17 protein-coding genes are annotated in these 20748 nt (G+C 40.1%); 14 read left to right on the plus strand and 3 right to left on the minus strand.

Annotated features, from left to right (window positions below; translation table 11 throughout):
* Nucleotides 1-343 precede the first annotated feature (343 nt).
* From A0O21_RS00680 to A0O21_RS00730, 12 genes are all read left to right on the plus strand, one after another.
* On the plus strand, nucleotides 344-628 hold the full coding sequence (locus tag A0O21_RS00680) for a DNA repair protein (RefSeq protein ID WP_067060056.1): 285 nt from the start codon (nucleotides 344-346) through the stop codon (nucleotides 626-628).
* Nucleotides 606-1208: a signal peptidase I gene (lepB, locus tag A0O21_RS00685; protein ID WP_067060057.1), complete on the plus strand. Its 603-nt coding sequence runs from the start codon at nucleotides 606-608 to the stop codon at nucleotides 1206-1208. The genes A0O21_RS00680 and lepB overlap by 23 nt, the downstream gene beginning before the upstream one ends.
* Before the next feature lie 42 nt (nucleotides 1209-1250).
* Nucleotides 1251-6203: an InlB B-repeat-containing protein gene (locus A0O21_RS00690; protein WP_067060059.1), complete on the plus strand. Its 4953-nt coding sequence runs from the start codon at nucleotides 1251-1253 to the stop codon at nucleotides 6201-6203.
* Nucleotides 6204-6291: 88 nt separating this feature from the next.
* On the plus strand, nucleotides 6292-7689 hold the full coding sequence (locus A0O21_RS00695; RefSeq protein WP_067060061.1) for a SpaH/EbpB family LPXTG-anchored major pilin: 1398 nt from the start codon (nucleotides 6292-6294) through the stop codon (nucleotides 7687-7689).
* Nucleotides 7690-8271: 582 nt separating this feature from the next.
* The gene (locus tag A0O21_RS00700) at nucleotides 8272-9210 is read left to right on the plus strand and encodes a class C sortase (protein WP_099092204.1); all 939 of its coding nucleotides are present in this window, start codon (nucleotides 8272-8274) and stop codon (nucleotides 9208-9210) included.
* Nucleotides 9203-9352 (plus strand): hypothetical protein, encoded by a 150-nt coding sequence (locus A0O21_RS10830; protein WP_158511681.1) that lies wholly within the window; start codon nucleotides 9203-9205, stop codon nucleotides 9350-9352. Before A0O21_RS00700 ends, A0O21_RS10830 begins: the two co-directional genes overlap by 8 nt.
* 696 nt (nucleotides 9353-10048) lie before the next feature.
* Nucleotides 10049-10786, plus strand: coding sequence for an amino acid transporter (locus A0O21_RS00705; protein WP_067060063.1), 738 nt, complete (start codon nucleotides 10049-10051; stop codon nucleotides 10784-10786).
* Nucleotides 10787-10797: 11 nt separating this feature from the next.
* Complete coding sequence (locus A0O21_RS00710; protein ID WP_067060065.1) at nucleotides 10798-11376, plus strand: CPBP family intramembrane glutamic endopeptidase; 579 nt, start codon at nucleotides 10798-10800, stop codon at nucleotides 11374-11376.
* Between the two features lie 11 nt (nucleotides 11377-11387).
* A complete protein-coding gene (locus A0O21_RS00715; RefSeq protein WP_067060067.1) occupies nucleotides 11388-11816 on the plus strand; it encodes an Msa family membrane protein in 429 nt (142 codons plus the stop codon).
* Nucleotides 11809-12684: an ABC transporter ATP-binding protein gene (locus tag A0O21_RS00720; RefSeq protein WP_067060069.1), complete on the plus strand. Its 876-nt coding sequence runs from the start codon at nucleotides 11809-11811 to the stop codon at nucleotides 12682-12684. The genes A0O21_RS00715 and A0O21_RS00720 overlap by 8 nt, the downstream gene beginning before the upstream one ends.
* A gap of 4 nt (nucleotides 12685-12688) precedes the next feature.
* A complete protein-coding gene (locus A0O21_RS00725; RefSeq protein WP_067060071.1) occupies nucleotides 12689-13459 on the plus strand; it encodes an ABC-2 family transporter permease in 771 nt (256 codons plus the stop codon).
* Nucleotides 13460-13461: 2 nt separating this feature from the next.
* Entirely contained in the window at nucleotides 13462-15177 is a 1716-nt protein-coding gene (locus A0O21_RS00730; protein WP_099092230.1) for an ABC transporter ATP-binding protein, read from the plus strand.
* 530 nt (nucleotides 15178-15707) lie between these two features.
* Here the strand turns inward: A0O21_RS00730 and A0O21_RS00735 are convergent.
* The gene (locus A0O21_RS00735) at nucleotides 15708-16091 is read right to left on the minus strand and encodes a hypothetical protein (RefSeq protein WP_067060075.1); all 384 of its coding nucleotides are present in this window, start codon (nucleotides 16089-16091) and stop codon (nucleotides 15708-15710) included.
* A gap of 139 nt (nucleotides 16092-16230) precedes the next feature.
* Between A0O21_RS00735 and A0O21_RS00740 the strand changes: the two genes are divergently transcribed.
* Nucleotides 16231-16965 carry a response regulator transcription factor gene (locus A0O21_RS00740; protein WP_067060077.1) on the plus strand — a complete coding sequence of 245 codons (735 nt, stop codon included), beginning with the start codon at nucleotides 16231-16233 and terminating at the stop codon, nucleotides 16963-16965.
* Nucleotides 16966-16968: 3 nt separating this feature from the next.
* Entirely contained in the window at nucleotides 16969-18336 is a 1368-nt protein-coding gene (locus tag A0O21_RS00745) for a sensor histidine kinase (protein WP_067060079.1), read from the plus strand.
* Nucleotides 18337-19005: 669 nt separating this feature from the next.
* Here A0O21_RS00745 and A0O21_RS00750 read toward each other — a convergent pair.
* A complete protein-coding gene (locus tag A0O21_RS00750) occupies nucleotides 19006-20121 on the minus strand; it encodes an alpha/beta fold hydrolase (protein WP_173644624.1) in 1116 nt (371 codons plus the stop codon).
* 51 nt (nucleotides 20122-20172) lie between these two features.
* Complete coding sequence (locus A0O21_RS00755; protein WP_067060081.1) at nucleotides 20173-20592, minus strand: helix-turn-helix domain-containing protein; 420 nt, start codon at nucleotides 20590-20592, stop codon at nucleotides 20173-20175.
* Nucleotides 20593-20748: the final 156 nt, after the last annotated feature.

The raw sequence follows: 20748 nt of genomic DNA on the forward strand, positions 1-20748 counted from the left end.
GATACCAAGCCAAGCCCGTTAAGAAGGCAAAAGGAAAAAGGCGGTAAGCCAGAAATCTCTGATTTCGTAGGCGCCCCCCTGCCAAGACGACTAGACGGGTGCGGTTGGCTGCTAAGGCGACAAATCCTTCAGACGTTTACGGCTGGATAGTAAGAGATCAGCACTCAGTTTGACTTCTTTTTCAGGGCCGGCCTGCTCATGTCAGCATAAAGAGGGCTGCAGCGGCGGTGTATATGTCATATAAATGATAAAGTGTTAATTGTTTTGTAACACAATGTAAAATTAATTGCATGTTTTATTTGTATTATGATATAATTAACACGAAAGGTTATAAATTATAGTTATGTTAAATAAAGAGAGAAAAAATTTAAGAAAACTTAAAAAACCTGAACTTTTAGAGATTATGCTGGCGCAGAGTGAAGAAATTGAAGCGCTGAGAAACCAACTGGCTGTCGCTGAAAAAAAACTGGCAGACAGAGAAATTATTCTTGAAGAATCGGGTTCTCTGGCTGAGGCTTCGCTCAAACTGACAAATGTGTTTGTAGAAGCGCAAAAAGCAGCTGATTTATACTTAGACAATATAAAAGCAAAACTAGGAGAAGAAGATGGAAAAGCCGACAGAAGCTAAGAGTCAAGAGGTTCCTAGACTGCCTGAAAAAGCTGAAATTGAGATTGCATACAAAGAACTGAGCTACCGCAAGAAATTTTTAGAAACCTTAAGAAGCACCGCCTTTATGCTGACAGTTGTTGCAGCTGTTGCTGTTTTGGTTGCTGTGCTTTTTTTGCCCATTTTGCGGATTTACGGCAAGTCTATGAAAGGGACGCTGGACAGCGGAGATTTAGTTGTTTCAGTTAAGAGCAACCACTTTGAAACAGGTGATATTGTTGCTTTCTACTATAATAATAATATTCTGGTGAAACGGGTTATTGCCGAATCCGGCGATTGGGTTGATATGGATAAGAAAGGCAATGTCTATGTCAATCAGAAAAAAATAGCTGAACCTTATCTGAAAGAAAAGGCTTATGGAGAAACAAATATTACCTTTCCTTATCAGGTTCCTGACGGACGTATTTTTGTTATGGGGGACAACCGCAAAGTTTCTATTGATTCCCGTAACAGTTCAGTAGGGACAGTGGCTTCAGAACAAATTGTTGGAAAACTTATCTTTAAAATCTGGCCGCTGCCTGAACTAGGCCTGATTCAATAATATTAAATAATCCGTAAAGAAAGGAAAGTGAAAAGACAGGCGATGAAACAATGGTTTGATTTTAAATATCTGAGATCGCTTCAGTCTCGATATAAAAAATTAGCAGTCGCATTTGCGATAGTAGTTGTTTTTGTAACCACTTATGCCTTAATTCTGCCGGCCATTACGCTGGATCAGAACACTGCCAGTCAGGAACCCGGTATTGAGGCCGCAGAGTCAAATGCTCAAGCGGCAGAAGATGCGCCTCCTGCAGCAGATACAGAAACTGAAAATCAGTCTCAAGCCGATGACAGTGCTTCTCAAGATACAGCAGAAGATGAGGCTGATTTGATTACTCAGCCAACGAGTCTGCAGTACAGCGGGAATAATTATGAGATTACGGTTAACTTTGATGCAGATGCGAAACTGCCTATAGGAGTGGAACTCAAGGTTGAAGAAATCAAAGAAAGTTCGGACAGTTACGCAGCTCATTATGAGCAGACCAAAAAAGCGCTGGACGGTGATGAGCTGTCCTATGCAAGATTTTTTGACATTTCCTTTGTCTACCAAGGCAAGGAAGTCGAACCCTCAGCTGCGGTAGAGGTGCAAGTCAGCTATCCTGAGGGACTGAAAAAAGAAAAAGACAGCGAACTTTTGGCTGTGCATTTTGCCGATAACAGTGATAAAACAGACCTTCTTGCGGTTGAATCAAGCGAAAAAGACGGAAAAATATCGGAAGTCAGCTTCTCAGCAGACAGTTTCTCTGTTTATGGTGTCGTGCAGCGCGGTATCACCATCGAAGGGGTCAACTACTATACGGTCAAGTTTGTTTATACAGATAATGACGGTAAGGAGCAGGAAATTTCCACTTTGGTTGATGTCAAAGAAGGGGCCACTATTGGCTCGCTTCCTGAGGATCCTTTTAAATCGGGCTATCGTTTCGATCATTGGGAAAACAAGGAGACTGGCGAAACCGTTACAGCGGATACGCCGGTTACAGATGATATGACGGTTGAGGCTGTCTTTACTGATATCTCAATCTATACTGTGACTGCCAATTATTTTTACCATAATAACAGTGCTGGCCGAGATGTGACTTTTGATACTGAGATTTACCAGATTGAAGAGAATGACACACCTTACCGTATTACGCCCCCTGCTTCTACCGAAGTCAGCAAGGGCGAAGATACCAGCCTACCTGCTGATGCAATTTACTATCCCCAACAGTCTTTGATTGAACTTAAAGGGGAAGACTTAGCCGCTAAGGATGCCGCTGACGGAAAAGAAGATCAGAAGATAACCATTAATGTTGAGTATGTGCCTTACACAGCAGAATATGATTACGTCTATATGCTGAAAGACCTTGACGGTGAAGGCTATTCTGAAATAGAAACGGTGCATGCTTACGGTGTTCTCGGATCAACTGTAAGACCGCAGGTTCTTTCCTATGATTATGCCAATTTTGAAAAAACAGAATCGGTCGAGATTAAAGAGGCTAAAGGGCAGAAGCTCTATGTCTACTATACCAGAAAGAGCTACACACTTTCCTATGATACCAAAGGTGGCTCTTATATAGCACCGCAGACCGGTCTCTACCAGAGCAAGCAGCCTCTGACAGAGACAGTTCCTACTAAGACAGGCTATGATTTTGTCGGCTGGCATGAAAAGGCTGATTTGTCTGATGAGGCTAAAACCAGCGGGTCAGTGACTTTAAATAGTGATAAGACCCTTTACGCTGAATGGAAAGGTAAGACAGTTGATTATACCATTGTCTACTATAAAGAGCAGTATGATAACAGCAGCGGGACGACCCGCTTTGTCTATGACAGTGCCAAGAGTGCACAGGGACAGGTTGGGACAACGGTTTCAGCTGCCGATGCTCCAGCAATCAGCACAGATACTACCGGCTATGAAAAAGACAGCGCACAAAATGCTGACTCCAAAGTGGAAATAGCCGCCGATGGTTCCTCAATTTTAAAAGTTTACTATAAACTGAAACGCTATACTTTTATCTTTGATTTGAACGGTCCAAGTATTGATTACAACTGGGAAACAACCGGCAAAATTAATAAAAACGGACAAGTTTATTCCGGAAGTCAGTATCGCATTTCTGATGTAGTTCTAGGTCAGGATGTTTCTGCGGTTTGGCCATCCGGTACCGATGAAGTTTATGACACTTCTAGTAGACAGTGGCTTTTTGTTGGCTGGATAAATCCAAGCAATGGGAATATTTTGTTTACAACCAGACGGTTTGAAGTGACGCCGGATATGATACTAGGGGCAGATGCTAACAATCAAAAAATCTACACAGCCAGATGGCGCGAAGATGTAGTTACTTTTAATGTTGAGTACTATCTGCAGTCTGCCGATGACCCGTCTGTCTATGTAAAATCTGAAACTTACAGTCAATCTTTTGCTAGTACTTCAGGGTCAACGCTTAGCCCAAAAGAAATCAGCGGCTTTACTTACAGAAATGGGACACCGAGCGGTTATTCGGGAACAAATGTTAATAATTATGGAGGTACTTACCGTTTCTACTATAACAGAGACAGTTTTGAAATTGATTATTATTATGGCAGCAGCAAGATAGAGACTAAGTCGAACATTCTTTTTGATGCCAATATTAATAACAAAACTTATAACTTCACGCCGTCCCGGCCAGATGGTGTTGATGAGGATTATACTTGGGGCGGCTGGTATGCCGATGCGGGGCTGACAACACCTTACGACTTTGCGACCATGCCGGCTAGCAATGTGGTCCTCTATGCTAAATGGCAAGCACCGAGCTTCAAAGTGACTTTTGACACCAATGGCGGTGACAGCCAGGCACCAGCCGCTCAGACTGTTGAAAAATATAAGGAAGCTAGCTTCCCAGACAGCCCGACTAAAAAGTATTATGATTTTGTCGGCTGGTATACAGAGCCTGACGGCGGTGAACTTTATGACTGGTCCAAGCCGGTGACTGAGGATATCACTCTCTACGCTCACTGGCAGCTGAAACCACTGACCTATACCGTCCGCTATTTAGAAGCCGGTACTAACAACCCGCTGGCAGCTGAAAAAACAGAGACCAGTCCGGCCTTTGCTTACAATCAGGAAATTTCTGAGTCTGCTCTGGCTATTACAGGCTACAGACCGGACGACACCAGCAAAACAATCCACTTGGACTATGAAAACAATGTGATGACTTTCTATTACTCGCCTAAGGTAGCCGATGTTACCTATACGATTAAGTATGTCCTTGCGGATAATGAAGCCATTGAAGTAGCGCCGACTGTCACTAAGACAGTTGACGGCAGCACTATCCGAGCTAAAGAATCGGCTGCGCCAGTTGATAAGGACCATATGGCTTCGCAGGCCGGAGTAACTGAAGAGATGCTGTCTGTCGATTATTATCCTTTAGAAGATGTGGAGAGCTTAGTGCTGTCTTCTCAGGCAGACCATAACGTTATTGTCTTTAGATACCGCAATTATGATACGGCTCAGATTACGGTTAATTACCTGGATATGGACGGGAACCCGATTCCCGGTCAGGATCCGCTGACTGTTCTAAAGAAAAAACCAGGAACGTATACAGTCAACCGTAAGTCCATAGACGGTTATACCTTTGAAGAGTCCAAAGACAGCAATGATGATAAAAATAAGGTTGTCTACCGAATCGACAAGGGTGAAACCATCACTATTGACCTTTACTATAAGAAAAATATAGCTGTCACCGCTCAAAACAAAGAGAAAACCTATGACGGTACAGCTCTGACCAGCTCCGGTCTCTCAGACCTTCAGAACAGCTACAGCGATATGCTGGCTGAAGGAGACAGCTTGGACAGTGTGGCTTACAGCGGCAGTCAGACAGATGCCGGAGTCAGTCAGGTGATACCTAAAGACCTAGTCATTAAGGACAGTGATGGCAAGGAACGCAATTACTACTATCATATTGATTACAATCCTGGTGTTCTGACTGTTCATAAGCAGCCGGTGACGGTAATAATCAGCGGTCAAACGAAGGAAAAGGTGTACGACGGTCAAGAGGCAAGTGTCACTTATGATGATATAGAGATTGTTGACAGCAGCAAACTCTATACAGAATCCGACCTGACCTTTACCGGCCCGAGTGATGACCAAAAGGTTTCTGCAACAGATGCCGGTACTTATCAGCTGAATTTGGAGAATCGTTTTGTCAATGAAAACCCTAATTTTGATGTGACTTTCCAAGTCTCTAACGGACAGCTGGTGATTAAACCGCGGAATCTGACACTGGTTTCTGCTTCGGCAGACAAGGCCTACGACGGTTCAAGCCTGACAGAGGATACCATAACTCTCAAGGTTCCGGACGGTGCTGATTACAGCGGCTTTGTTGAGGGAGAAGGCGCCAAGTATACAGTGACCGGCAGCCAGACTGATCCCGGCCAGTCGGAAAATCGCTTTAGCTATACTTTTGATGACCATACTAAGGCGCAAAACTATGAGATAGTGACCGAGTTTGGGAAGCTGACTGTTTTGCCGACACTCAATGTACAAAAAACCAATAAGAGCTGGGAAGCCTTATCTGGCGGTAAATTCCAGATAAGCAAATGGGATGGCAGCAAATGGGCTGCGGTTGCTGATTTCGATGAAATCACTATCAGCAGTACCGACGGTGCTAACATTCCGGGGTTGACAGCCGGCCGTTATAAACTTAAAGAAACGGCTGCGCCGGATGGCTACATTGTTTTAGGTGATGACATCTACTTTACTGTTACAGAAAAAACAGCTGAAGATGGCCTTTCATCGACATACAGCATTGAGCTGACTGATGAGAACGGCGATGCTGCAGAGGTTCCTAATGCCAGACTGCAGTCGGGAGCCGGCCAGTACAGCCAGCGGCTGCAGATAGCTAATGAGCCCGGCCGAGCTCTGCCGCAAACAGGCGGTCAAGGCAGATATTTCTATCTTGTCTGCGGTTTTGCACTGATGGGAGGAGCCTTGCTTGCTGCTCTCCTTAAAGAAAAGCGTAGGAGGAGGTCGTCCTATGGCTGATACCTCTTAAGTTGACTGCATGCTTGCAAAAAATCTGGAGCTAGGCAAGGCTTAGCTGAATCAATTATATTTTAGAAGAAGGGATATTATGAAGAATTTAAGAAAAATGGTAGCGCTGATACTGGCTGTACTGACAACCGTATTGGCTGGCGGACTGGTATCTGCCGATAACACAACAGGATCTATTACAATCAGCAATGCTTCGGCGGGGCAGGAATACTCGGTTTATAAACTGTTTGATGCAACCTACAGTGCCGATGGGATTTCATACAAGGTGCCAAGCGGCAAGACCTTTACCGGCAATGAATGGTTTGATGTCGACAGCTCAGGCAATGTCTTGGCCAAAGAAGGCGCTGATGTTTCTACAGAGGCATTCAAAACATGGGCAGAAAGTTTCGGCACTCAGATTGGCGACAAGGTAACAGCACAAAATAACACGGTCGTCTTTGATAATCTGCCATTCGGCTACTATTTTGTGAAATCTTCTCTTGGGGCAACGCTGACTGTGGACAGTACCAATCCTGATGCGACAGTGATTGATAAAAATGAAACCAACCCTACAATTCCGGATCCAAGCGACGGCGGCGGTAAGAAAATTATTGTTGACGGGAAAACGGAGTCAACAACAACTGCTAAAATCGGCGACACCGTTAATTTCCAAATCAAATACACTGCAACTAACCATGTGACAGCTGATGGCAAAACTGAACAAATCACTAAATACACCATCAAAGATACTCCAACTGATCTGGATATTGACGAAACTTCTGTCAAAGTAACGGTAGGCGGGACTGATGTGACAGACCCTAATAATATTACTAAATCAACTAACGGAGAATTGACAATTGTTCTGCCATGGGTAAATGGCAGCACCAGCATTTATAATTCACCGACAGACGTTATTGTTACTTACAATGCCGTTGTGACCAAAGGCGCACAGGATGGCACTGCAAGCAACAAAGCGGCGATTTCCTACGATACTGCAACATCTCCTGACAATCCTGTCAACCCAAATGACCCAGGCGATAATGAAACAACAGTCAACACTTACAAATTTAATTTGGTGAAAACTGACGGAACTAAAAATCTGACAGGTGCTCAGTTTAAGCTCTATACAGCAGCCAACGGCGGTGAAGAAATCCAAGTCGTCAAAGATGGCGACAGCTACCGTGTAGCTGAGGCAGGCGAAACAGGTGTGGCTATCGAAGCTGGCCAAGTAGATATTAAAGGGCTTAAGGGCGATACAACTTACTATCTGGAAGAAATTAAAGCGCCGGACGGCTACAATATTTTGACAGAACGTCAGGCCGTAACTATTGACCCCAAAAAAGCTAATCAAACAGAGGAAGTTATCAATAGAGCAGGTGCGGAACTGCCATCAACAGGTTCTATCGGCACCACTCTCTTCTATCTCTTTGGTTCTCTTCTGGTAATCGGTGCTCTCATCTTTATGATTGCTAAAAGAAGAATGAAGAATCAGGCATAAAGCAGTTTTAGAGTATTTTCAGCCTATTAAAAAGAAATCTCCGGAAGGAGCAGCAGCTTTTTCCGGAGATAGCTCTTTTATAAGAACGGTGCTTCTTGCTGTGATTTTTAAGAGCTTTTCTATCTTGATTAATTGAACTTGCCCTAAATGCTGCGGGAAAAACCAGTCAAACTGAGTGCTGAGCTATTACTATCCAGCCGTAAACGTCTGAAGGCTTTGCAGTCTTAACAGCCTGCCGCCCCCTTCTAGTCGTTCTGGCAGGGGTGCGCAGACGAAATCAAAGATTTCTGGCTTACCGTCATTTTCCTTACGCATTTAACGGGCTTTGTATCTTGGTGAACTGAACACGCCCTAAAATCCTAGTGAAAAAGATGGCTGTCAGCGTGATGCCAGCATCACTTGTCAGTCCCTATTTTCATACGGATTTTTAAACGGGCTTTGTATCTTGGTGAACTGAACACGCCCTAAACGCTGCGGGAAAAAGATGTCCTGACTTAGAATCTGGCGATTCGTCAGTCAGTCCCCTATTTTCCTTTTGCGTTCTTAACGGGCTTTGTATCTTGGTGAAAGGGGTTTGTCGTCTTGCTGGATTGGCTAAAAAAGCATATAACAGCTATAAGTTTGACAGGGGTTTTTCTTATTGGCCTCGGTCTTTTGGCTTATCCGACTGTCAGTGATTATTGGAACTCTTTTCATCAGTCTGAAGCCATAATGGATTATGCTAAAAGTGTGTCGGACATGGATTCTGAAGCTTACGATGAGATATTGGCGAGCGCTAAAGCCTATAATGCTCAAAATAAGATGAACTGGAATTTTTCCAAAGAAGACCGCACACAGTATGAAAAAGAGCTTAACTTCAATAAAAGCGGGATTATGGGTTATATCAATATTCCCAAAATTGATATTAAACTGTCTATTTTTCACGGGACAGATGAATCGGTTTTACAGACTTCGATAGGGCATCTCGAGGGGACTTCGCTGCCGATTGGAGGAACGGGGACCCACAGTGTGCTTTCCGGTCACCGCGGCTTGCCTTCTGCCCGGCTGTTTTCAGACTTGGATAAACTGCGTGAAGGGGATGTTTTTACCCTGCATATTCTGGATGAAACGCTGACATATGAAGTCGACCAAATTCGCGTTGTTGAACCGACTGACTTGTCGCAGCTGCAGATTGACCCCGATAAAGATTACTGTACCTTGGTGACCTGTACTCCTTATGGGATTAATACTCATCGTTTATTAGTCAGAGGCCACCGTATTGATAATCTTGACGGGAATGCCAATGTGATTGCTGATGCGGTACAGCTTAAACCTATTTTTATTGCGCCTTTCCTTGCGGTTCCTATTTTATTGATTTTACTCGCCTATATTTTACTGGTAACAAGCCGTCCTTACCAAGAGCGCTATAAAAATCGTAAGCAGAACTACTTGCGTCAGCATGATTTACAGCCTGTACCAAATAACAAGAAAGACCGCCAGAAAGTTCTGGATAAGTTAGAACGGTATTTAAAGCATGACTAAAATAAAAATTATTAATAAGCCGCTGGCGACTATGGAGAGTCTGTGCGAAATTGCGGCTAAAACGAGCAAACAAGCTGGGACATTTTGTCCCAGCTTGTTTGCTTTATATATTGGCTCATTGTCAGCTGGAATGGGGACTTAAAGTTAATATCTGGAGAGCACTAATTTGAACAGCTTTTTTTGGATTTACCATTCATTATAGAATAGCGACTATTCATGACAAAGTGATTTATTTTTCTTTTTGATGCGCTATACTAATCCATGTAAAGACGAAGTGCACAAAACGCTCTTTAAAAAAATAAGGAGGACACTTATGACAAGTGAAACTGGGAATAAGAATTTTCCAAGAGACGGATGTAAACTAACTAATAACTAAATTTGATTGCAGCACAATTGCTTGTAGAAGGGAGGAATTTTAAATGATAATAACAATTGTTGCAGATGACTCAGTCTGGCAAGAAGTTCCAATGTCAAAAAAAAGAATCCCTGATTAAAAAGCTAAACCCATGATTCAAAGGAGAAATTTCAAATGAAAAAACAAAGCAAACGCAATACAGTCAGTGTCGGTATCTTCACATACACTTATACACGCGGCCGTCACTCAATTTAAGATAGACTAAATACAAGGAGGAAACAATCATGAAAAAACAAAGCAAACGCAATACGGTCAGTGTCGGTATCTTCTCATATACTTATACACGCGGAAATCATAAGATCTAAGCGGGAAATAATTTTTACTGATAGTTAACGGACGAACAGTTAACTATCAATAAGATGGGGTTTAATAATCTATATTTAAACCCTATCTTATTGATAAAAAATAGAAAAGGAAAAAGAGATGTTATATACTTCAATTTTAAAATCAGTAGCAAGTCGGAGAGATGTCAAAATATTTTTTGCTTTTATTATCTTGCCCTTGTTAGTACCATTTTTGTCTCAAACAATGGAAGGTGCCCAATCTAATTTTGGTCAAAGTTTTCTAACATTTTTGGACTTGACTTTAAATACTCAATATCGGATTATCTTGCCAGTTATGATTTTTTCACTGGTTGTTACTTCTGTTTTTAAAGATGAAATTGATTCTGGGATTATGTTCCTCTACAAAGATATCAATCGGACAAAGATTTTTAATGCTAAAGTCTTAAGTCTATTTAGCGTTTATGGTTTATATCTCTTAGGTACAGTAGTGGCAGGTTTGTTTGCCTACTATGTGATAATGGTGCCTAGAGGAGCTGTATCGGGCAGTCTGCTTCCTGAACAAATGGCAGATATCGGTCAAGCGGTCGTTTCAATCATTTCAACTGCTTTATTGAACCTGATTACAATCGTATTGGTAACGATGGTTTCAATTACATCAAAAACGATCCAATCTGTACTGACAGGTGTATTCTTTACATTGCTTGTGACAGTATCTCCAATGCTTATTGGTATTCGATATCTATTTCCAAGTGGCTATGTGACGATGAGTCAGAAGAGTTTTGGCATGGCCTTCCTACTGATTATTGCCTTATCAGCTCTTTATTTAGGAATCTGTTACATTCGAGGATTGCAAAAATTTAGAAAGATTGAATTTTAGGAGAAGTGACAATGTTATTATCAAGTATAAAACATCTCTTTATCGTAATAGGACTGGTTGTTATAGCTTCGCTAGTCTATGTATTCGGTACCTCCATGCTATTCTTTAGTTCTGGAGATCAGCTAGAATTCTCTTATCTGCTTTCGCTTTTCTGTTTCATGCCCTTAGGATTCATCATTTTACCGCATTTTATAGCGAAAAAGAATAATCTTTATTCAAGCGGGCATAACATTCGCTTTAGTTGGCAGTCATATGTAATATTAGCTGTTTTAATTTTCTTGGTCAATCACTTCTTTATCAAAAGCAGTGAATATTTCCACCAAATGATTATTTCAGCCTGTGAGGAATTCCTCTTCCGCTTTGCCCTCTACAAGATTTTGCGAAAGCATTATCCTTTCTGGCCAACAATTATTATTACTTCCCTCTTGTTTGGATTTGTCCTTCATTTGAACTATCCATTTATAGACAATTTAATACTCAGAGCGCCAATAGGCTTTCTCTTTGCACTGCTTGCTTCACGCCTTGGGCTGCAATATTCGATTGCTGGTCACTGGCTTTATAACCTAGTCATTTCACAAGTTAGTTTTTAGGAGGTCTCATTATGACACTATTATTCATCGCTGCAATTATCTATATCATTCTGACATTAGCTGGATCGCATTTCTTACTAGCATTATCCGCTTCGAGCTTTGCTTTGCTGGTCTATGTCTTGCCGCTTCTACTTAATTTTCTAGTGACAAAAGTGCAAAAGAATGACAAGCAAAAATTGATTGCAAGTGTGGTTTGTCCAACCTTATCCTTATTATACTATATCGGTCTTACTTATTTGTCCTCATCTTCAGGTGTTTGGTCAAAATTTGTTGAAGTCAATAGCGTAGCAAACAGCAGTGTGAGTATGGAAATTACAAAAACACCGCTTGCTGCTTCACAACTTATCTTTGTTGCATTAGTTTTCTATGGTGTTTCATTAGCAGCATATTTTATCGCAAAATCATCAGTATCTAGAAATAAAGGAGTTCAACATGCTTAAGGTTGAAAAGATTTCAAAAAAATTCTCAGGGAACGATTTTTATTCTCTCAAAGATGTCAGTATGGAAATTGAAAAAGGAGAGATTGTTGGTCTAATTGGTAAAAATGGTGCAGGGAAATCAACCCTGATGAAATTGATGGCAAAATCTTTGAAGCCAACATCTGGAGCCATTACTTATAAAAAAGAAGATATTAACAGTCGTGACAATGTATTGGATGATTTTGGGATTATGATTGATCCTGTCTTCTATCCGGAAATGTCTGTTATCGATAATTTAAAATTTTACCTCAAGTTACACGGTAAACAAGATTTATATTCTAATATTGAAAGTACTTTGAAAATCGTTGAACTTTGGGATGCTCGGAATCGTAAACCCAAAGGCTTCTCATTTGGGATGAAGCAACGGACAGCCTTGGCAATTGCTATGGTGGCTGAACCTGACTTCCTTATTCTTGATGAACCTTTTGTTGGTCTGGATCCAATCGGAGTTCAAAAACTCATTGATATTCTCAAAAAATGGTCAAGCGAACGTCAAATCTCCATGCTGATTTCCAGTCACCAATTGGGAGAATTAGAGGCGTTATGTGACCGTTATATTTACATTGATGCTGGGCAGCTAGCTGATTCATTCTTAGGACAGGAAGCTCAAAGTGTTGTTGTCCACTTGACAGAAGGGGCTGACTTAGAGCCCTTGCAGGCACTCTTATCAGAATCTGTCAAATTGAACAACAATCAGCAATTAGAGATTTCGACTGCCGCTGATAAGGAGACCTTGAATACAGTTTGGTCAAATCTTGGGAACTGTCGTCTCATTGAAAGTATTGAAATTAAAGAGAATCATCTTAAAGATGTTTTTATGAAAGGATAAGTCTATGAAAGGCATTTTTTCAGCAGTATTAGAATCAGTTTGGAAGCGCAAGGAAACCAAAATATTCTTGGTTTTCGCCCTCTACCCTTTGATTTACTATGTTGCATCGTTCTTTGGGTCATCAAACTTTATGCAAATTGATGTTGGACAGGGTGTTCAAGTTGGCTACCTCGACTTTGCTGATATGATGCTCAATTCAATAGATGCAATGATATTACCAACTTTAGCCCTGTATTTTTTAACCATTTCAGTCTTTAAACGCGAGACAGATGATCATACCATGTTTTTATATAAGGATATCAATCGTAAATCGATTTTTCTATCGAAATTTTTCAGCCTAGTTCTTATCTTGGTACTCTACTTCATTTTATTCCTTGCGGTAAGCATGTTTGTTCATTACAGTCGTGTTGTTAACATGGATTTTGGCAGCAGCCGCTTTGGGTCTGACAATCTCTACAGTACCCTCTATGTCATCATTAATCTATTGGTGATCTTTCTTAAGGGGATCTTGTCCATTGCCGCAGCAGCATTTCTTTCTCTACGCTTTGGAACAGGGGCAACTATGGGAGTCTCCATTGCTCTCTCTCTAACGATGGCCGTCACTTCCATCATCGGTGGCCCTATTGCTATGATCTTCCCAAATGGTTACAACCAGTTTTTCAAAGGCATCAGTGATATTTGGATTCCTTTGGTGGGTTCAGTATCTGTTACTGCTCTCTATACTGTCATTTGTAATTATTTTAGTATTGAAACATTTAAAAATTTGGAGTTTTAATGATAACAAATCAATTGTTCAAGCTGCTGATTAACTTCCTCAACAAGCCAAAATTTATTTTAGGTTTTGTTCTGAGTTTGATAGGAACAAATTTAGGTCTTTTGTTGCCGCAGCTAATTGGTAGATTATTAGATGTAAAATTTTTAACAGAAATCAGCTCCCAGCCAAATTTGTTAGCCGGGATGGTTCTATTTTTCATTTCTGTTTATGTTATTCGGGCAACCTCATCCTATTTAGTAGGTACATGTGGTAGCCAAGCCTTAAATAAAATTCAAAAATACATCTATGATCACCTTTTAAAAACATCGGTTCAGGAGTTGGATACCTATCAGTCTGGTGACTTGGCCAGTCGTCTGACAAATGACATGTCTATTGTTCTCAATTTCATCACAGCTGTCATCCCAAATTTATTATTAAATTTCATTATTATTGCTGGTTCAATTTATTTTTTATTCACAATCAGTCCCTCAATGACTCTGATTAGTTTAGTTATTGTCCCAGTCTTGCTATTGATTATTGTTCCTATCAATGCTCGATTAGAATCCTACTATAACAATTACCAAACTGGAGTTGGGGAAATTTCTAGCCGCATCAGTCATAAGTTTGTTCACATCCGTCTTATGAAGGCTTTTCGAGGGGAGCGTAGTGAAGCAAGGGAAATGGGGAAATCTTTCGACCGTCTGACTGCAAATTATAAAAAAATTATCGGTTGGTCTTCCTTCCAAAACACCCTAATCAGCAGCCTAATGATGGGATTCATTATCCTGATTCTGGTTCTGGCTGGTGGTGAAGTGGCTAAGGGGGCAATGACCATGAGTTCATTGATGACTTTTGTTCTTTATCTTACGCAGATGATTGACCCAATATCAGATATTTCGGAAGGTGCGACTGAAATTAGCGAGTTTAAGAGTGTCTCAAACCGTTTGATGGAAGTTCTGAAATTAGCTAAAGACGATTATTGTGAGGATAAATTTGGTCTTGAGAATACAGCTATTAACATGAGCGGAGTCAATTTCGCTTATGATACGGATAATATTTTGAATAATTTGTCTGTTCAAATTCCTTCGGGCAAGCATGTTGCCATTGTTGGTCCCAGCGGGGCAGGGAAATCGACCATCTTTTCCTTGTTAATGAAATTCTACCAAGATTACCAGGGAAGTATCCAAATTGGTCAGCAGGAGTTGAAGAATTTATCACCCAGCCAGGTCCGTCAAATGATTTCTTACATCCCTCAAGATAATACCTTATTTCATGGCACAATCCGTGAAAACTTGCTTTATGGTAAAAATAGTAGCGTTTCGGAAGAACGTTTACAAGAAATTCTTGAGCAACTTGATCTATCTCGGCTAATTGATGAATTGGAAAAGGGTATTGATACTGGGATATCAGATAGTGGTACGGGACTTTCAGAAGAACAAAAGCAGCGCTTTAACATTGCCAGAGCTTTTCTAGTGGACCACCCTATCTATCTTTTAGATGAGGTAACAGCCAGTCTTGATAGTGTTACAGAGAGCATCATTAGTAAGGCAATTGATAAATTCACAGCAGGAAAGACCCGGTTGACGATCGCTCACCGCTTAAATACGATTAGAGAAGCTGATTATATTCTGGTTTTAAATAAGAATGGTTCTGTTTCAGATTTTGGGGAGCACCAGCAATTAACCCAGCGTAGCAGCCTCTACAATCATTTCCTGTCTGAATTGCAAGAAGCAAGTTAAAAAGTGAATGAAACTATCTATCAAGAATTCTTAGTGAATCTGAAGGAGTTTTTCAGCTCTTTAAGTTCTGAGCAGCCACCTGAAACAGTCTATCTATCCCAGGCTGTCAAAGGTTCAATCACCATACCTTGCTCTTGTTCATTGCAGCAAAAATCGACTGCTTTACCATTAGAATAGACTTTCTGTCGTTCCCGCAAACACCTAGATTTGCTATTTTGTTTTCTTATTTCAAGGCACCTTTCTCTGTACTTAAATCAAAAGCGGCATTGCTTTTGTAATAAAAGCCATAGAGAGAATTGCTTGTTGGGAAATGCGCAAAAGCGATTATTTTTCTTAAACACAATAAAAGCTAACCATGATTGCGCAATCATGGTTAGCTTTTATTGTGCACGTTTCAAGAAGATTACAAAATTATTTTTTGTTTATGTATTTGATGTCTAAAGCACTTCTTTAACATTGAAGACTTTATTATGTTGTGATATGATAAAAAAGTAATTGGGCCATATAAAAGAGGCCTAATCTTATTTTTTTCAGAAGATGTTAGATTGATAAGACATGTAATCATCAATGTATTGGCATATTTCATTTTTATCGAGTTCTTTGCTGCTTATGACCCCCAGAAAGCTTATGTGGGTTCTGAAAATCATCGTATAATTGAGCTGATCAGCGACTAAAATAATCTGATTTGAGTAGCTGTTAGAACTAAAACGGATATATTTTGATTGTTGAATGCCATCCCAATCTTTTAGTGTAGAGTCATGGATGATGAAGAATAAATTAACTTTACTAAGTAAAGGAAAATCTATATGGTGGGAAATTACTAAGCGATGACTTGGATATTTTTGTTTTAAATAATCTTGGATAATGATTTCTAAGTCTGTCTTGTAAAATAAGGGCTGAATGAGATAAATCACTATGCTTCCTTTCCGTTTTTAATAATATTATAAAATAATCAAAGGGCTAGGGTTGCAAATATAATAAATAGGCTTTTTTTTGTCACAAATGGAGTTAAAGTCTAAAAATTAATGTGTATTGCTTTTGGAGAGAGGTATTATGTTAAATATATTTATATTAGAGGATGACTATTTACAACAAACTCGTTTAGAAAATATCATTAAGCAAAGTGCTGCTTCAAAAAATTTAAAGTACAGACATTTAGAAATATATGGGAAACCCCAACAACTGCTAGATGCAATTACTGAGAAAGGGAATCATCAGTTATTTTTTCTTGATATTGAAATCAAAGGGGAAGATCAAAAAGGAATGGAGATTGCTCGCGAAATTCGTTTAAAAGATCCTAATGCTGTTATTGTTTTTGTGTCAACACATTCAGAATTTATGCCTGTAACCTATAAATACCGTGTTTCAGCACTGGATTTCATTGATAAGGGACTGCCTGAAGAAGAATTTCAAGAAGCTATCGTTTCAGTATTGGTTCATGCTTATGAGAATATGGGGCGTACTGTCGGAGAAGATGCCTTTATCTTTAAGAATAAGCATTCACATGTTCAGGTTCCTTTTTCAGATGTCCTTTTTTTTGAAACCTCAACAACTGTTCATAAGGTTATTCTCTACACAAAGACAGGGCAATTAGAATTTTATGGGAAAGTATCCGAAATCGCTAAATCGGATGAACGACTATACCAAAGTCACCGTGCTTATGTAGTTAATCCTGAAAATATTGTCCGCATTGACCGGTCTAATCATATGATTTATTTTGAAGGTGATGAGACTTGTTTTGTCTCTAAGCTGAAACTAAAAGGGCTGATTGAAAGAGTGGAGAAATAAATAGTGGCGGGTAGTATATATAGTGGGTTAATCATCCTAGTCGACTGGCTGATCAAATTATTTGTATTCAGTAAAATAAGCGGTCTGAAAATAGGATTAAAAAAGATTTTGATTATTCTGACCGGTATCCTTGTTTTGACTTGGATTTCACAAGGACTGGGGCCATTCATTGAATCATTTTATCTTGTCCTTATACTTATCTTTATTTTACGGCCCAGATGGAAACCTTCTCAGTATCTCTTTTATGGCTTAGTCCCGATTGTGTTGGTGGATTTATTTCAGCGAATAACAGGGATTTTTATGGTAAAACACTTGTTCGTTTTCAATGCGAACACCTCTAGCGATGATTTTATCTTTAGCTTATTCTCTCTTCTCGTATTTCTACCTGTTTACTTCCTATTTATTCGGATCATGCAGGTTGATTTTGAAAATATTGATATCATTTTTAAGGGCAAGATGTATCAGGTAACTGTTTATATCATTAATGCCTTCCTTCTGGTATACTGTGTGGCTATTAATCCTTTGATGGTTTGGAATAATCAATCCCAATTCTCACTTGAAGTTCCCAATTATAAGTTCAGCATTGATGTGACTCGCTTTTACCTTTTATTCTTTATTGCAGCCATTATTTATGTTAATTTTAGGGTCAAGGATCAGCTGGACAAGGAATTGCGCCGTTCAAAAGAACGACAATTGAAATCTCTGTCAGAATATAGTCAACATGTAGAATCGCTTTATCGGGAAATCCGTAGCTTTAGACACGATTATACTAATATTTTAGTTAGTCTTTCTCAGTCTATAAATAATGGTGATCTGCCCATGATTAAGCAAATTTATGAATCTATTTTAGAGGATTCGGATAAAAAGTTTTATGATGCCAAATACGATATGGCTAATTTGGCGAATATCAAGGATGAAGCATTAAAAAGTATTTTATTTGCAAAACTGAGTCAGGCTCAGCATGCTGGCATTGATGTGACAGTTGAGATTATTGAGCCGATTGGAGTACCTAATATGGAATTACTGGATATCATTACTATCCTTTCAATTCTATTAGATAATGCTATTGAAGCTTCTTTAAAAGCAGAGGAACCAAGTTTTTTGTTTGCTTACTTTAAAGAGGCAGATCAGACTATTCTGATTATTGATAATGCAACAAAATTGGATAAAACTGATACTAAATCAATATTTAATTACGGCGAATCCAGTAAAGGTGAAGAAAGAGGAATTGGTTTAGCTAATGTTAGGGAGATTCTAGGGAAATATCCTGATGCTAGCTTAATGACCACTAGTTCCAATTACCGATTTAGACAAGAATTGCATATTCTCGAAAAGACGGCGTACATGCCAAGTTTGGATAAAGACAGCTGAGAGCTTTAATCTTTATGCTGAATGTCGTCAAGTCTACCGTTGTCCAGAAATCACTGTCAATCGCAGAAGAAGGCCAATTAGAAGCTCTTGAGCTATTAGATTGCGGACCAGATTAGAAGTGATTTGAAAGAATTTTATCATTGAACTGCGACAGTGAGTGGACTGAATTTTAGCATGTTTTTTTAACTATGACAGGTTTTGCTTTTCCTGGAATTAAAGGAGCGGAAGCACCTTTTGGTGAGTTGGACGGTTTAAAAAATTATCATGGGTTTACAAGAACTTTTTGCCTCGTTTTCATTATTAGAGTTGCCGATTTTAAAAAGAGGCCTTGTTTGCGGTCTAAGAACCTAAACCCAGTTCACTAAGAGTTGGTTTCTCAGGCACATTGTCGGAAAAATCTAAATACAGGATTAATTCGCCATGCTGGGATTTTTAATCCAAGAAAGTTTGTGATAAAATCGAATTACTTTTGTATGAGTCTTTCTAAAATGATAGTTTTGACGCTTTTTCATTATAAATTATATGAAATTTTTTCTACACCCAAAAAGGCCCTATAACCTCTGCAGTAGATCCCACTGCAGAGGTTATAGGGCCTTTTTAGTTTAAGACGGCGTTTTGTCACTGTCTTTTTCGCCTTTGCTGCCTTTATAAAGCGGTTTTTCAGCAGCTTTAATCAGCTGTCAGTAAGGCCAGTTGATCGACAGCTTTAATAAAAACTTCAGGTTTCTCAGCATGAATGTCGTGGCCGCTTTTGATATGGTTGATAAAGGTATTCTGCCTCAGTAAGCTGTCAACGCGCTTAGCATCCTCATCGTCCATGGCACTGAGAAGGATACCGTTATCATCATAATAATCTTCCATGTTGGCAGGTTTTGCAGCATGCAGCAAAACAGAGGGGCACTGAATGTTTTTAAGCGTCTCTTCCTGATTATAGCCATTAAACCAGGAAAAATCATAAAAAGTAAGTCCGAACTGCAGATCATACTCGCCTGTACCGTCCTGTAAGTTAGCAGTTAAAGTGTAGATTTCGTTGATTTTCAGTTCAGGAGGGTAATACCATATTTTAGGGATGGTCTGAGGATGTTTCTTCATATAGCGGAGAGCTGGATTTTTGACAAGCTTATCGAAGATTTCTTGGCTGCCAAACAGTTCTGCCATATAAGAATGCTCTAATGAATAGCGTGTAAAGTTCACCTCTTTGCTTGCTAGAAAGTCAGCCATATCTTTGAAGCCCAGCCAGGCAAAAGTTGACTCTGCCCGGCCTTTTTCGGTTGAAAAGAAGGGGGCGTCTTCAATCAGCAGCCCTTTAACCGCATCCGGCTCATTAGCCGCTACCCAAGCGGCAATCAGACCGCCGGAAGAATGTCCGGAAATCAGCACAGGCTCTTGAATAACAGTATCAATAAACCAAGCGATATCCTGGCCGATAGCTACTGCCGAGTATTTTGCCGGATCTTTGCTGGAGCCGCCGTGTCCGTAGTAGTCAACTGCATAGATATGATAGCGCTGCGAGAGTTCTCCCAGTACTTTGGCATAATCTTCCCAGGACACCTGCTGACCGTGCAGTAAAACCAAGGGCTCCCCTTTATCAGGACCTTCCCCGTAGTTGAGGATGGAACCATCCGGCAAATGGGCTTGCTTTTCCTTAAACTGAGCTTCCTTAATCCGTTTGGTTGTCTTTTGCTCATAGGTCATGTTGCGGTAGGCGTAAAAAGCTAACCCTATTCCGGCAGTGATTAAAAAACAACTAATGATGATAAGCATTCTTTTCCTTTTCTTTTTCATTTTTTGCTCCCTTTTAGGCTGAACCTGCCTTGGCAGCTCAACTGTTCTATTTTATTTATTGTTTTTAGCTTTGAGGGACTGATAGCCTTCTAAAAAGAAATCAACATTGACTAAGGCTAAACCTCTGTCAGTATCGCCAATTAGGAGTAAATCGTCGCCTGGCTTAATGGCAAACTGTTTTCTGGCTCTTGCCGGCAAAGAGACAGAACCATCCTTCTGGACGGTCACGCTGCCAAAAATATACTTCCCCTTTTGCTGAGGCAGAGCTAAAAGCGCAGGATCCAAATGCAACAAATCTTCCATACTGACATCGAAGCATTCTGCCAATTTGGCGCAGGAGAGGACATCAGGCAGGCTGCTTCCTGCTTCCCATTTGGCCACTGTCTGTCTTGAAACACCGATTTTTTCTGCCAGACGCTCCTGGGACAGGTTTTGTTTTTTTCGCAGCAGTTTTATATTTTTGTCAATCATAGGCTACCTCTTTCTTGATAGCATTAGTATAGCAGAAAAACAGAAGCTTACAAGCAACAGGCTTTGCCATATTGCTTCTTTTTTGTTAAAAAAGGGAGCAGGCCATGCCAAAACCGTTTGAATTTCACTTGCATTTAGACTAAAATTCCTGTATAA

The organism is Streptococcus pantholopis, from assembly GCF_001642085.1.
Classification (GTDB): domain Bacteria; phylum Bacillota; class Bacilli; order Lactobacillales; family Streptococcaceae; genus Streptococcus; species Streptococcus pantholopis.

Bases quoted from the DNA above. Each gene is read 5' to 3' on its own strand.
- A0O21_RS00725 (WP_067060071.1), top strand. From the start codon at position 12,689: ATGAAAGGCATTTTTTCAGCAGTATTAGAATCAGTTTGGAAGCGCAAG.
- A0O21_RS00690 (WP_067060059.1), top strand. From the start codon at position 1,251: ATGAAACAATGGTTTGATTTTAAATATCTGAGATCGCTTCAGTCTCGA.
- A0O21_RS00740 (WP_067060077.1), top strand. From the start codon at position 16,231: ATGTTAAATATATTTATATTAGAGGATGACTATTTACAACAAACTCGT.
- A0O21_RS00710 (WP_067060065.1), top strand. From the start codon at position 10,798: ATGTTATTATCAAGTATAAAACATCTCTTTATCGTAATAGGACTGGTT.
- A0O21_RS00680 (WP_067060056.1), top strand. From the start codon at position 344: ATGTTAAATAAAGAGAGAAAAAATTTAAGAAAACTTAAAAAACCTGAA.
- A0O21_RS00720 (WP_067060069.1), top strand. From the start codon at position 11,809: ATGCTTAAGGTTGAAAAGATTTCAAAAAAATTCTCAGGGAACGATTTT.
- A0O21_RS00695 (WP_067060061.1), top strand. From the start codon at position 6,292: ATGAAGAATTTAAGAAAAATGGTAGCGCTGATACTGGCTGTACTGACA.
- A0O21_RS00750 (WP_173644624.1), bottom strand. From the start codon at position 20,121: ATGAAAAAGAAAAGGAAAAGAATGCTTATCATCATTAGTTGTTTTTTA.
- A0O21_RS00755 (WP_067060081.1), bottom strand. From the start codon at position 20,592: ATGATTGACAAAAATATAAAACTGCTGCGAAAAAAACAAAACCTGTCC.
- A0O21_RS00705 (WP_067060063.1), top strand. From the start codon at position 10,049: ATGTTATATACTTCAATTTTAAAATCAGTAGCAAGTCGGAGAGATGTC.
- lepB (WP_067060057.1), top strand. From the start codon at position 606: ATGGAAAAGCCGACAGAAGCTAAGAGTCAAGAGGTTCCTAGACTGCCT.
- A0O21_RS00715 (WP_067060067.1), top strand. From the start codon at position 11,388: ATGACACTATTATTCATCGCTGCAATTATCTATATCATTCTGACATTA.
- A0O21_RS10830 (WP_158511681.1), top strand. From the start codon at position 9,203: ATGACTAAAATAAAAATTATTAATAAGCCGCTGGCGACTATGGAGAGT.